This window comes from Listeria cossartiae subsp. cayugensis, assembly GCF_014229095.1.
Taxonomy (GTDB): domain Bacteria; phylum Bacillota; class Bacilli; order Lactobacillales; family Listeriaceae; genus Listeria; species Listeria cayugensis.
In genome coordinates this window covers 90,440-104,306 of sequence record NZ_JAARZC010000001.1, presented here as the reverse complement: position 1 = coordinate 104,306, position 13,867 = coordinate 90,440, and the positions used below count along the sequence as shown (strand labels likewise).

Sequence of the window (13,867 nt, the reverse complement as noted above, 5' to 3'; positions counted from 1 at the left end):
AGAAACCCAGGTTTGCCTTTTTAGGAGGGAGAGCCTGGGTTTTTTAATTGTTTGATAACGGAGTGGCAATCATCCGACCGAGTAATCGCTGAAATGACCGATACTCCGTCCGCGCCTGCTGCAAGAACCTCAGCTGAATTTGTTTCATTAATCCCGCCGATTCCGACAATAGGTAGCTTGATTCCAGCCCGGCGAATCTCTTCCAAAATTGCCGTTCCACTCACTGGCTCTGCATCCGCTTTTGAAATCGTTGGGAAAATGGGACCAACTCCGATATAATCTACCGCACCAAGTCGTTCCGCTTCTGCCGCTTCACTAACTGAATGAATCGAAAGTCCGATTTTCATTTTCCCAGCACAACTCGCGATAACTTGGTGAATTTCCTCGTCGTTTTGCCCGACATGGATACCATCCGCGCCGATTTCGATGGCTAAAGCGACATCATCGTTAATAATGAATGGCACTTGATATTTTGCGCATAATTTTTGGCATTCTAGCGCCATTTCTTTTCTTGCTGATGTGGTTTGGAGCGAGCCGGCTCCTTTTTCGCGATATTGGAAACACGTAATTCCGCCTTTTAGTGCTTCTTCTAACACACTTGGCAACGTTCCGCGCACAATATCTTGCGTTCCTGCGATAAAATATACAGCTAATTCAGCTCTCATTTGCCGTCCTCCATTCGATATGCAAAATGGTTCGTCGGGCCATGACCGTGACCGATTCCAAGCGGATATTTAATCGCACTCGTGATAAATTCTTTCGCAACCACGACACTGTCTAAAAGCGAATTCCCTTTCGCAAGTTCAGCTGCAATACATGCCGAAAAAGTACAACCTGTTCCGTGGGTATGTGGAGTATCGAAGCGCTCGCTCGTAAGCCATTTTGTCGTTTCGCCGTCATAGTAAAAATCAGCCGCCTCACTCATTTCGCTATGCCCACCTTTAATGACGACTGCTTTTACACCTAAATCAAAAATTTTCTTAGCAGCTTGTTCGATTTCAGCCTTCGTTGTAATTTTTTCACCGAGAATTTCTTCGGCTTCTGGAATATTCGGCGTAATAATCTTACCAAGCGGCAAAAGTTCATCTTTCAAAACCTGTGTCGCCTCGTTTTCAAGCAAAGCCGTGCCGCCTTTCGCAATCATCACGGGATCAATGACGAGATTTGCGAAGTTATGCAAACGTATATTCCGCGCCACTTCCCGGATAATTTCTGCATCCGCCAGCATTCCAGTTTTCACGGCGCTCACTTGGAAATCCTCTGCAATCGCGTCGCACTGTTCGCGAATCATTTCTACAGGGATTTTATGCACCGCTTTTACCCCTAGCGTATTTTGCGCCGTAATTGCCGTGATGATGGACATGCCAAAGGTCTTGCGCTCTTGAAATGTCTTGATATCCGCTTGTATCCCCGCGCCGCCACCTGAATCCGAACCAGCTATCGTTAACACTTGTGGGAAAGTCATTTGTGCTCACCGCTTTCTTGGATTTTAGCTTTGGCCCGAGTTTTTTCTACCGACCAGCAAGCCAACGCATCCAAAAATAATGGTCGAAAAGAGCCGGGAAGTTTCCTTTCTAACTCCATTTCCGCATATTCAGAAGCCACCGCATAACTCGCGCACGCTTCGACACTAGCTAGAAAAGCATCTTCCTGAACGGCAATAAAACTACCACAAACTGCACTCAGCAAACAACCAGAACCAGTAATTTTTGGAAGTAACTCACTACCATTCGCCACTTTAGCAAAACGCGTTCCGTCCGAAATCACATCCACTTCGCCGCTAATAATAACAACCGTGCTCCATTCGTTCGCCACTTTTTCAGCAATGCTCAGCACATCCGTCGACCCAACGCCCGCATCCACGCCTTTCGCTTCCCAAGCTTCCCCAGCAATCGCCGCCAGTTCTCCCGCATTTCCACGAATCGCCGCAAACTGAATTTCTGCCAACAATTCTTGCACCACTTTACGACGATATGAAGTCGCGCCAACACCGACCGGATCAAGCACAACCGGCGTTCCTGCGATATTTGCCGCACGTCCAGCAATTTTCATCGCTTCCACCAGTTCACCGTCCAGCGTCCCAATATTAATCACGAGCACATCCGCCATTTTCGCAAGTTCATCCATTTCCTCTTTCGCAGAAGCCATAATCGGTGATGCTCCAATCGCAAGCAACCCATTTGCCGAGTCATTCGCAACCACGATGTTCGTAATATTATGCACCAACGGCCCTCTTTCCTGCACCTTTTCCAACGTCATAAAATCAAACATAATTCACACTCCCACGCCAATTTTGTTTTTTATAAGCCATATCAAAAAACGCCCATTCCATTTCCACACTAATTTGAAAAGCCTGTTTCATCAGGGCCAGTTCCCGAGCATCCGCCATACTCGCCGCCTGTTCCACCAACCGCTTCTGCTGCAACACCACTTGTTGATAATTTTCATCCACATAACTATCCAACAACTCTTGATAAAATGGCTCCGAACTCCGCGCCCCTTCGTACATTTTCCCCATATCCGCATAAAGCGCATAACACGGCAAAAGGGAAGCAATCGTCACCCCAAAACTACCAAAATCCGCCATCCGGTAAAGATGAGAAGTATAATGATAAGCTGTTGGCGCCGGTTTGCGCTCGGAAAAATCGCGCTCCGTTAGCCCAACCCGCGGATAAAACTGTTCGCGCATCAACAATTCCGACTGCCGAAGCCGCCTTTGTACTTCCCTCATTTCCGCAGCAAGTTCCGCCGTCCCCGCCTGCGCAACACTTTTCTCAATCACCTTCTCAAAATGCGACAAGTAATAATCATCCTGGAGCAAATAATAGTAAAACGCCTCCTTCTCAAGCGTCCCATCCGCCAAACTCCGCACAAATGGATGCTGCAACGTTTCTTGCCATAAATCCCCTACTTCTTCTTGAAAACCGTGAACAAACATTCAAATTCCTCCTTTTGAACAATAAAAAAAGCGCCCACTGTCTCTTAGCATAAGCAAAGAAACAGCAGCCGCGATAAATTTTCCGGTCACTTTCACATTCACTTCCCTACGCTTGCACTAACAAACAGGTTCAAAGGGTCAGAAAGCATTACCTTCCAATCTCAGCCAGAATCGGCCCCCCCAGTTTTTCTTATTAAGTTGCGTTTATCATAACATAGAGTTTTAACGCTGTAAATCCCCAAAAGAAATGAGCTCAAACCCATTTTCACGAAGCCAATCTCGCACCCGCACATCACAAATCGTCGCAAGTTCCCGGCACCGCATCAACGTGTAGGAGGAATTATCCAGCACAAATTGATCCAAAAAACCTACGTCAAAATGCATCTCTGCGATTTCGTTTGGTGCCAGTTTTAGTAAACCGAAATCATCATTAAGGAAGTTCTCAACCGAGACACCGCCGTTTGTGTATGGGAGTGCGCCTGATTCCAGTAGTTTAGTGATTGGCAAATAACCTTCCTGCTCCGGCCATTTTTTATCTCCACTGTATTTTAAAGTCGTGTGGATCCCGAACTCGCGCGCGATATCAAAGAAAGTTTGGTCAACCGTTTCATCACCGATTGAGTGGCAGTCGATGTGCTCTGGGTAGTGACCCGTTAGCGCTTTGAACCGTTCCATTTGAGCGATGGTTTCCGTACGCACATCTTCGTATTGGAATTTCAGCTCTGGGTTGGCGCGGTAATATTTGGAACGATGGAATTCCCCGTTTTCGTTGACGAGTGACGGGATCTCCTCTGGGTCCGCGCACGGTTTTCCGAGAAGAAAGTTTGTGTGTTGCCCGATGAATAGGTTTGGGTAGTCTTTTGCGAGCGTGATTGCGTGCTCAGCAGTTTCTAGGTTCGGCATGAGTAAAGTGGATGTGGTGATGCCGGTTTTGTAGCTTTCGATGATGCCGTGGTTGATAGCTTTGGATAGACCGAAATCGTCTGCGTCGATGATTAGTTTTGGCATGGGGAACCTCCTTTTACTGAAATATTCATTTTTATTATATCTATAATCCTAAAATACGCAAAGGCAAATCCCGTTTAACATAAAAAATATGATAAAATATTGAGTATAAGTCATCTTTGTTGGAGGCCTCTTATGTCAAAACAAACTAAAATTATTATACTAGTCATTGTCACCATGCTATCTATACTAGGCGGATTCCTTTTTATAAAAAATCAAGAGAACCAAGCTTTTTTTAATGACCAAAAAGAAAAAGTCACAATATATCTTAAATATAATATTCCAGATTTTAATACAGTTACTTTCACCAATGAAGAATTTAATCCTATTGGCATAAGTATTGATGGATACATAAATAATGATAAAAATCTGAGTTTTACTGCGGGGAAAGACGTCAAAATTTTTAGTTGCTCTGAAGAACTTGATAAAATGTTTAAAGAACCTAGAAAAGGTTACGATGAAATTATAGAAAAAGAGGAGACATCCTTATAGGTACCAAGAGACAATTGATAAAATCCTATCCGAATTAAAATCAAATAATCACTCAAAATAAAATATAATTCCTACTCAAAAAGACAAGCTAATATAGAAAATAGCTTGTCTTTTCATATCCAAATTTATAGTCTAAGTTCCTTCTTCAAACATTCAAAAACTGATTCTAAATCTTTCACCGGTATCTCCGCAAAAGCATCCCCAATCGAAACCTCAAACGCACAAACATCCGCCGATTTCTCCTGCAAATACCCCGAAATCCCTACTCCAGTTTCATCCTGAATCTTCGTCAAAATCGCCCCAACCTCATCAGCCGACTTATCAAAATAAACATGAAACATATTAGAAACCGGAACTTCCGGCACAGTCTTCACGCCTAGACACGAATTAAATCGCTCAGCCAACCCTTTCGCCGCCTTAAAATATTCCGCCATCTTCCCAATCCGTTTTTCAAAATAATAATCTGCGGACAAAATATACGGATACAGACTAATCAAATCCCCGCCATACCGACGTTTCCAGATTTTCGCCTCTTGCACAAAATCATCATTCCCAGCCAAAATCGCCCCAGCAATCCCGCCAATCCCTTTATAAAACGACACATACACACTATCAAACAGCGCACAAATTTCTTCCGCAGACTTCTGATAAAACGGCGTAATTTCCCATAACCGCGCCCCGTCCAGATGCAACGAAATACCTTTTCCATGGCAATACTCCGAAATCTCCTCAAGCTCTTCAAAAGAAGGCAGCTGTCCACCAATTTCTCGTTGTGGAAGTTCGATAAGCACACTAGAAACCGGCTCACGAAGGCTTTTAATATCGTCAATTGTCAAAAGTCGATTCGCCGTCCCAAGCAATATTGGCGTGATTTGCTGCAACTCTTTTAGCCCGTCCTGCTCATGAATCTCCAAATGCGAAAGCGGATGATATGCCACGCGTCGATTCTCTTTCCGGTCCGCCCAGATTCTCAACGCAATTTGCTGAGCCATCGTCCCACTTGGGAAAAATACCGCAGATTGTTTCCCGAGAATTTTCGCGATTTTTGTTTCAAAATCTTCAATAGCTGCACCGCTTCCGTAAATATCACTTTCTAGATTATCATCAATATTTTGAAGTGCTTCTGTCAAAACACCTACATTGCGTGGACCATTCCCGCCTAGGTTATAAGGTGTTTGTTGGTAGCTGGTTTTTAGTGTATTTGTCATTTTGGTTCACTCCTTTTTACGATATAATTGATTGGTTTTATTTCTAAGGTCGCATCGAATAAATTATCAATAATTTTCAGTTTTGGTGCTGTATTATAATCATATACCCGATAAACCCTATAAAGCTCACCTTTTATTCTTGCAACATTTAATTCATTATCTGATAAATAAAATGGAGCATCTCTATTTCCAGTTGTTGTTTTAACTTCAATATAAATCTCTATTACTTCATTTGGCGCGTCTGGATTTATATCATAGGAAATAATATCATATCCATGCCCATCACCACTTTCAGCAACATGAGTGATTTTATCTGCATAAGGTTTTGTAATAGGGTTCTTTATTAGCCGCTCTTTTTCATAATTAATTACCAAATACTCTCCTTGCAATCCTTTTTCCGTATTTCTAATAGCCTCTTTCGCATAATCTCTTTTGGTGATGTAAGGCACTTTTTCTTCTTTAACCACCGAATTTCTTGAATGCGTTTCTTCTTTACCTAAAACTAATTTACGCTTTTTTTCTATTTCAACGATTTTCTCTGATTTTGCTTTTTCGCTTAATTCGCTATAAATTCCGTTATTTAGAATGAAATCGATTGTAGCTTTAATTTGATCTTCTGAATTTGGAACCAGATGTGTTTTTAATTCCTTAAAAACCATAAGCATATGTACTAAGTCTTGTATCAAATTATCATTCTCAGACTCTTTCAACTGAGAAATATCATAATATTTACTATAAATGTTTCCATCCTCATATCCGTTCATCAATCTATTCTTTCTCTCTATTTTCCTCTCCAATATTATTTGCTCAGTAGTAAAATCATTTGTATTAATTAATAAGGATAGGTTCTCACGCCAAAAATCACCTACCTTTTTTAACGCTAAATTTGCATTACTATAATTTTTATCTACAAATGTATACCCTTGATTCAATGATAAATATACGCCTTGATAATCATTTGTAAATAAATAGACTAAATTAAATCCCCTCTGTACGCTTGTGCTAACATCTTTATCATGTACTGCAATCCATGGAATAGTAGCCCATTGTCCTTTTCCTACAGATGCTGAAATTTTATATTCATCACCTAAAACCAAAGCTGGTAATGCTACTTTTACTTCTTCTTTAAATTTTTTTGCCACTTTATTTTTTTTAAATGAATAATTAGATTTCTGCTCCCCGTAATTCTCCTGCATGTATTTTAATAATGCTACTAAGTTCATCATAAACATCCTTTTTATAATATGTATTTTCATCTTCTCATACATATTATACCTAAGAATATAAGTTTGTTGTGAATTTAACTATAAAAAGCATCTTTTTAACAAAAAAACTATTCTCCTGAGGAATCCTCAAAAGAATAGTTTCATAGATAAAATTTAAAATTAGGAGTTAAATTCTCTTCTTTTTAATAATTCAGCTATATTTAATTAACTAGTATTACTCAAGTGATTTAAAATAAGTCTAAGAGGTTTATTTCTAAAACTTCTTCTATCTCTTTCTCCATTTCCTTTATTATGTGCTTCTGATCAATAGATTCAAGAATAGTGAATCCTCTTTCTATATAATCCCTCGATCTACAATTATTATTATCTGCAATTCCAGCCCTTATATAAGAAATAGCCAGTAAATCATACAACTTAAGTTTTTTACATATTTCGATACTCCTCTTGCAATACATTTTCAATTCTTCATCAAGAGATTTATACAATAATTTCATTTGAACAAAATTCAGCATAAACGAAACCTTCAAGCGCGCTAAATCACAGTATTCTTCATAATTCTTTAACCTATCTAAAGCCATATTAACAATATAAGAAGCCGTATCTATAGGTAATAAATAGAAAATATTATTTAACATTCTCAATTCTAATAAGTACCATGTATCTTGTTTAGAAAGTCTATTCCAAATATTTAAAGCAATTGGTCTTGCATTCTCAACATCATTCTCCTGAAGAAATAAAATCGCATTACAAATATTCATAATATCTGTCACAACAATATCTTGAATATTTTCTTGATAATTGTACTCTTTACATAGACAAACTAAATTAATTAATTTTTCAGATTCTACAGAAAAGGACAAATGAGAAAACAGAAATAGTATTCTGCTTTTTGAGGTGTTTTGATATTCATTCGCTATATATTCAAATTCCCCCATATCCATTTCAAGTTGTTTCAAAATAATACTAAATTTTGAGAAAGTTGGATTTATAGAAGAGCTCTCAATTTTAGCAAGAAAAGAACGTGACATGAAATCTTGTACTACATATTTTTGCGTATACCCTTTTCCTTGTCTAATCAGCTTTAAAGTAGGTCCTAAAGAAGTATAAATCCTTTCCAAATAATCTCCTCCGATGTTATTATAGTAAACATTTTGATAATTCTAATTATAACTCTGATAAATTATAAGTGCAATATAAAACAAAAAAGAAAGGTTGATAACATGACAGCTTTAATTTTTTGGATTCTAGGTGGATAAGCTAGTTTATTATCAGTGATACTGATTAATAATAAATTTTAATAAAGGAGGTATACGATAATGAAAATTAAAAAAATTAAAAAAGTAGTTACAAAAAAAATGAATCGCGCATCTGATCATTAAAATTTTTAAGGTATGGCAATGCCATACCTTTTTTAAAGGAGAATTACTTATGAAAAAACCAAGTATAAAAGAAATGCTGATCCCCTTTATAAATGAACAACGAACTGGAATACGATTCGGTGGACATCAAATGAATATAGCCAGGGATATAGAAGTGGATAATGTGGAATTATTCTATGAATTTATTAAATTATTAAATGGTAAAAACTCTTTAAAACGAATATCTGAATTGATAAAACTACCCGAAGACGTAGTGACTGATATTTGCGCCGATCTAAAGGAAGCTGGCGTATTATATGAAAATAATGTTACAGAATTTAAATTTACTGAAGAGGAGATTAATTACTATAATAGAAATATTAACTTCTTCGCTTGGATAGATACATTAGGATTATACTATAATTATTGGGAAGTACAGTTCAAATTAAAACAAGCTAAGGTATTATTACTTGGTGCGGGTGGTACAGGTAGCCATTGCGCTGAAAGCCTGGCGAGAATGGGTATAGGCAACATTACTTTAGTTGATTTCGATAAAATTGAACTATCTAATCTAAATAGACAAAACTTCACAAAAAATGATATTAATAAGGAAAAAGCTAGTGTTTTAAACTCTTACTTGAACAATATTAATCCGTTCATCAATATAAAAAGTATTCATAAAGAAATAGTAATTCAAAATGATTTAGATGTGCTTGTAGGTGATAATGATATTATTATTTCTTGTATAGATAAACCTAAAAATATCCATGATTTACTAGATATTACTTCAAAAAAACATGACAAACCTTGGATTCTCGGAGGCTATGCTAGTACTATTATGAACCATGCTATTTTTAAAGCCCCTGACGAAGGACTATCGTCACTCATTAATAAAGATATCGCAGAGAGTTATGATGCTAAAATGATTTCTTTAAATGATGAGTGGTCCTGGGAAAATGCCATTATTTCTCCTATAGCAAACATATCAGGAAACATTTCTGCATTATATGCTCTTTATTATTTAACAGATCTAGTACAAATTCAATCTGGAAAAATTCAGCATATAGATTTTTTCAATATCCAAAAACTAGAAGATTTTTCTTACATGACGGGAGAATAATTATATGTTAAAAAGTATTCTAATATCTGCTCAAAGAAATTTAGAACTCAAAATTGAATGGTATCATTTATTAGAACATTGTTTAGTAGAACAAATACAACTTCTAATTGATAGTTCTGAATTATATGACATGGGTATAGTTCTTGAAGCTGAGACCTTTGTTGATGGTTTTTACATCGAAGTAATATTTAGTGATATTTGTGACTATGATTCTTTAATGAAAATAATTATAAAAGCAACTAAAAATATATCTGAAAATAAGTTAACCATACATAACTTTGATGTTCTTAATGATGAGGTAAAGCATTTTGATTTAACTGATGAAGAAAAGATCCTTTATAGTTCAATAACACCCATTACAGGACAAAGTATTGAAGAATTATATTGCAAGATAAATAAGTCTGACTTATTATGCATTGAGAAATTCTTTCATGGAATTGATTATAGGTTTATTTATACAGACTTTGATAACATTGAAGTTATTAAAGATTTGGAAATAAATACTATCACTGAAATTAATAAAAATTTTGAGGTATACAAAGAAGAGCCTTACTTAAACGGCTTTATTAAAAGTGAAATTACTACTACTAAAGACTTTATACTCTTATCATTACTCTCTTTTATAGTCGGAAAAAGTAATAATAGCATTCTGGACAAACAATATTTAAATAAATACAACTACTATTTAGGCTACACCCATGATATAAAAATCTATGGAATTTTTATAATACTATTTGTTGCAGAATATCAGAACCATTCAGTATTTATAGACAAAAAATCTATATTAGAATTTGTTGAAAAATGTAATTTCAAAATGTACAAAAATGCATTTTCAACTTATTTCCATCTCACTGAAACTCCTAGAAGTGTAGCAAAATCACTAAGTAAAAACATAAACAAACTACCTCCTATATCTTACAAACAATTAATTCAACAAATTCAAAATTTAAGAAAAAAAGACTTATTAAATTTAATTAGACATTTCTAAAAGGGACTGAACATATGTTAAAAAATAAAAGCTTTAGATATTTATGGCTAGGCCGTTTAATCAGCAACGCCGGAGATAGCATGTATTACATTCTATTATCTTGGTATATTTTAACACTCACTAACGATTCATTTTGGGTAGGGATAGTTAATTTTGCTATCTTCGTACCGAATATTTTTGCTTTTTTGTTTGGCCATTGGATTGATACGCATTCAAAAAAAAGCGCATTAATTTTGTGTGAATTTGGGCAGTTATTTGCGATTGCACTCATGGTTCTTAGCATATTTTCTGATTTTCAAAGTCCTATGTTACTGTGTATCTTAGCATTTTTAGCTTCCATTTTCGGCATGAACACTTATACCATACAAGATGCAATGACTCCATACCTTGTAAAAAAGGAACAACTAGCAAATGCTCAATCATATATGTCTGTCGCTTATAATGGTACCGAATATTTATTTAACGCCTTAACAGGATTCTTAATCAATATTTTTTCAACAATTACCCTTTTAATTGCTAATATAATTACATTCTTATTCGCAATCTTTTCTTTTTCAAAAATAAAAGAGCCTACAGATGTAAATAATAACGAACAAGAATCTTTCTTAAAAAACGTGTTTACAGGATTCGTTGAACTATTTCAAAATAAAACAATTTTATTTATCGCTATCGGTGGAGGTATGGCAAATTTTATGTTCGGTGGATTGAATGTGTACCAAGTATTAATTGCAAAAGAGCAAGGAAGCGCTATTGTGCTTGGTCTATTGACATCAACTATGGCCATCGGAACATTGATTGGCTCAACTCTACTAGCCACCTTATTACTAAAATTCATGAAACTCGGAAAAGTACTAACTTTATGCACACTCTTGTTCGGCTTAACAATGCTAATAAGCTCTTGTTTTGTAAACTCATCTCTTATTATTTTTATCTGGGGGGTTGCAAGTACCTTTTTAGGGGCCACTCATGTTGTGCAAAAACCTTTCTTTCAAGTATTAATTCAAAAAGAACGTTTAGGCAAGGTTTTTAGTGCACTCTATAGCCTAAGTGTAGCCACATTGCCTATTGGAGCATTGTTATTTGGCTATTTTAGTAGTCACAGTTTAAATAGTTCTACCTTTCTTCTTATGTTTGGAGGAACCTATTTACTTATTAGTTTTATTTATTTCTTAAACAAACATATTTTCAAATTTACTATATCAGAAAATATATAAAACTAAGCATCGCTGAAAAAGCCCCTTCATCAACTTCATACAAAATGAAATCAATGGAGGTGCTTTTTATTTATGAATTATAACCCTAGGAATACTTCGACATACTTCCACTTCTCACTCATTATAATTTAATTTTTCTTATACGTTTCCTGAATCAAAATATTCTCTTTATCATCCACTTTTTTCAAAACTAAATTCTTACTCTCCAGTTCCAAAGAAATCACATAATCTTTTTGTTCTTTGGTATCCACATGATATTCATCGTCTTTTTGCTCACTTTTCGTTATCTTGATATCATCCTGCGCCTCAAGCATTTTAAGGACTTCTTGTACGTAAGCTTTTTCACTTTCTGTTTCATAACCATACACTTTTTTACTAATTACCGGGCCATCACATTGATACTTATCGCCATCTTTTTGTTTTAATTTATAAGAGTTTATTATGGCAACCTCATCATCTATAAATAATTCTTTTACATTCCCATCTGCATCTATATCCAAATCAACGCTCATTTTACTTGCCAAACCCGTATCCTTCATATCCGCCCCATCACTAGCACCTACACTAACTGATTCCAACTTCCATTTCCCTGTAAATTTACTACTAACAACTTCTTTATCATCAACAATTTTTTTGTTCTCAACAGGCTCTTTCCCACAACCTACCAATAAAAATAATGCACTTACTAAAATAATACCTATCCATTTTTTGCTCATCTAGTTGCTCTCCTTTTTTTAAAATTTTTTTCTTATTAAGATTCTTCAATATGATTTATACAATTATTCTATAGCTCCTGAGTATTCTCAAAATAAACATCATAATAAAAAATCAGCGTCTAAGAACGATACTAATTTATAACAATGCCTATATATTTGGCATTACATAAATCTTTACTTCTAATTTAACTCTCTGTCATTCAAGAAACTTTACTCTAAAATATCTGATTAATATAAGTAAAAAACTAAAAAATATCCCTATCCCCCAAATTATTGCACTTAGTTCCACCCAACCTTTGAGATTTATATTAGCATCGATTAAATTGAACAAACCTACAATAAATATCATGATTATTGGGACTGTTAATAAAGACACTTGTATTGCTTCTAACCAATCCTTAATATTTTTATTTTTGTAGTCGTTGAGAATATAAATTATTAGCCCAAAAACAAATCTATATAAAATAATAATAATAAAGACAAAAGGGGCTATATCAATTAACAATGGAAAAATAATATCTTCCATTATTTTAAAAAAGGGCCCTCTCGACACTTCTTTCTCAATTATATAATAGAAGCTTATAGCCATAAAGCTAACTATTATTATATTCGAGATAAATTGTTTCAAAGTAAAATTATTCTTACGTAAAAACCAATTTACCTCATAAAAAATGAAGTCTATAGTCTCCGGAATTTTTGTAACTTGAACAAGTTCTGCTTTTAAAGCCTTCAAAAATTGCTTTTGCCTTTTTCTAGCAACCTTTTTCTTTTTAGCATACTCTTTTAAAATATAATAGGGTATTTCATAACTTATTATAGAATAAGTTAAAAAATCTGTTAACGTAAATAATAGCAGGGCTATTGCTATCATCCAAGAAATTACCGATAATGTTATTTCATTAACGGTCATTGTTTTTTGCACTGTGTAATACGTATTAAAAGACAGTACTACATTTGTTCCTATCATTACTAATAGGTTAATACATTTGTTCCTATCATTACTAATAGGTTAATACTTTTTTTCCTAAATTTCCTTGTTTTTTCTCGTTGTGGAAAATGAACATAAATAGCATATAAAGTTGTTATTAGTAAAACTAAAGTTGTCCCTTCTATTATTGCTGGATTAGTAATAGACAAACTAAAAAAAGCTTTTTTTGTTAACCAATGTACAAAAAATCCCCATATAAATGTTAGTACTACATTGATAAGCAAGTTTGCCAAATTTTCTTTCTCAAATTTTTGCCATCTATAGTTTAAATGTAGAAAGTAACAGCTCAATATTTTCAACAAATTATAAGTTTCCTTTCTCCTAATTACAAAGAAAATACTACAAAAGGAACACATAAAGAGTAATAAATAATAAATAAACTTAATGTTTATTCCAAATAGCATATAGAAGAAAATAAATACTATCATTAAAAAAATGCTACAAATTACTAATGCTGCTATATTTTTAATCAAACTTTTTCCTCGTTTACCTAGTTGAAGAAAATCTATGGCATTTTCAACATAAATTAAAGGTCCTACAAAAATATTAATAAAAGAAATTACCCTATTTGATATTTTCATGTTGTTCTCCTATATTATGATTTTAAAAATATA

The 13,867-nt window shown here is 34.9% G+C and carries 13 protein-coding genes, 2 pseudogenes and 1 riboswitch; of the genes and pseudogenes, 4 read left to right on the top strand and 11 right to left on the bottom strand.

The window, feature by feature from the left end; all coding sequences use genetic code 11:
- Positions 1-20: 20 nt before the first annotated feature.
- The 5 genes from thiE to HCB49_RS00440 form a co-directional block, all read right to left on the bottom strand.
- Positions 21-665, bottom strand: coding sequence for a thiamine phosphate synthase (thiE, locus tag HCB49_RS00460; protein ID WP_185603757.1), 645 nt, complete (start codon positions 663-665; stop codon positions 21-23).
- Complete coding sequence (thiD, locus tag HCB49_RS00455) at positions 662-1,465, bottom strand: bifunctional hydroxymethylpyrimidine kinase/phosphomethylpyrimidine kinase (protein ID WP_185603755.1); 804 nt, start codon at positions 1,463-1,465, stop codon at positions 662-664. Before thiD ends, thiE begins: the two co-directional genes overlap by 4 nt.
- Positions 1,462-2,271, bottom strand: a complete 810-nt coding sequence (gene thiM / locus HCB49_RS00450; protein WP_185603753.1) for a hydroxyethylthiazole kinase — start codon at positions 2,269-2,271, stop codon at positions 1,462-1,464. The genes thiD and thiM overlap by 4 nt, the downstream gene beginning before the upstream one ends.
- Positions 2,264-2,938, bottom strand: coding sequence for a thiaminase II (tenA, locus tag HCB49_RS00445; RefSeq protein ID WP_185603751.1), 675 nt, complete (start codon positions 2,936-2,938; stop codon positions 2,264-2,266). The genes thiM and tenA overlap by 8 nt, the downstream gene beginning before the upstream one ends.
- Before the next feature lie 86 nt (positions 2,939-3,024).
- A riboswitch (TPP riboswitch) is annotated at positions 3,025-3,130 on the bottom strand.
- A gap of 30 nt (positions 3,131-3,160) precedes the next feature.
- Positions 3,161-3,946: a ChbG/HpnK family deacetylase gene (locus HCB49_RS00440; protein ID WP_185603749.1), complete on the bottom strand. Its 786-nt coding sequence runs from the start codon at positions 3,944-3,946 to the stop codon at positions 3,161-3,163.
- 174 nt (positions 3,947-4,120) lie between these two features.
- Between HCB49_RS00440 and HCB49_RS00435 the strand changes: the two are divergent.
- Positions 4,121-4,503: pseudogene (locus tag HCB49_RS00435) on the top strand (DUF1433 domain-containing protein).
- A 57-nt stretch (positions 4,504-4,560) separates the two neighbouring features.
- Here the strand turns inward: HCB49_RS00435 and HCB49_RS00430 are convergent.
- The 3 genes and pseudogenes from HCB49_RS00430 to HCB49_RS00420 form a co-directional block, all read right to left on the bottom strand.
- A complete protein-coding gene (locus tag HCB49_RS00430) occupies positions 4,561-5,643 on the bottom strand; it encodes a threonine aldolase family protein (RefSeq protein ID WP_185603745.1) in 1,083 nt (360 codons plus the stop codon).
- Positions 5,600-6,866, bottom strand: a pseudogene (locus HCB49_RS00425) (MrcB family domain-containing protein). The gene HCB49_RS00430 and the pseudogene HCB49_RS00425 overlap by 44 nt, the downstream one beginning before the upstream one ends.
- 230 nt (positions 6,867-7,096) lie before the next feature.
- A complete protein-coding gene (locus HCB49_RS00420) occupies positions 7,097-7,987 on the bottom strand; it encodes a helix-turn-helix domain-containing protein (protein WP_185603743.1) in 891 nt (296 codons plus the stop codon).
- A gap of 310 nt (positions 7,988-8,297) precedes the next feature.
- Here HCB49_RS00420 and HCB49_RS00415 point away from each other — a divergent pair, with 310 nt between their 5' ends.
- Genes HCB49_RS00415 through HCB49_RS00405 form a run of 3 tightly spaced genes read left to right on the top strand, consistent with a single transcriptional unit; the run spans position 8,298 to position 11,549 of the window.
- Positions 8,298-9,347, top strand: a complete 1,050-nt coding sequence (locus tag HCB49_RS00415; protein ID WP_185603741.1) for a HesA/MoeB/ThiF family protein — start codon at positions 8,298-8,300, stop codon at positions 9,345-9,347.
- Between the two features lie 4 nt (positions 9,348-9,351).
- Positions 9,352-10,335: a hypothetical protein gene (locus HCB49_RS00410; protein ID WP_070285156.1), complete on the top strand. Its 984-nt coding sequence runs from the start codon at positions 9,352-9,354 to the stop codon at positions 10,333-10,335.
- A gap of 14 nt (positions 10,336-10,349) precedes the next feature.
- Positions 10,350-11,549, top strand: coding sequence for an MFS transporter (locus HCB49_RS00405; RefSeq protein WP_185603739.1), 1,200 nt, complete (start codon positions 10,350-10,352; stop codon positions 11,547-11,549).
- A gap of 128 nt (positions 11,550-11,677) precedes the next feature.
- Here the strand turns inward: HCB49_RS00405 and HCB49_RS00400 are convergent, their stop codons facing one another.
- The 3 genes from HCB49_RS00400 to HCB49_RS00390 form a co-directional block, all read right to left on the bottom strand.
- A complete protein-coding gene (locus tag HCB49_RS00400; RefSeq protein WP_185603737.1) occupies positions 11,678-12,265 on the bottom strand; it encodes a hypothetical protein in 588 nt (195 codons plus the stop codon).
- Between the two features lie 196 nt (positions 12,266-12,461).
- Complete coding sequence (locus HCB49_RS00395; protein ID WP_185603736.1) at positions 12,462-13,175, bottom strand: hypothetical protein; 714 nt, start codon at positions 13,173-13,175, stop codon at positions 12,462-12,464.
- A 59-nt stretch (positions 13,176-13,234) separates the two neighbouring features.
- A complete protein-coding gene (locus HCB49_RS00390; RefSeq protein ID WP_185603734.1) occupies positions 13,235-13,834 on the bottom strand; it encodes a hypothetical protein in 600 nt (199 codons plus the stop codon).
- Positions 13,835-13,867: the final 33 nt, after the last annotated feature.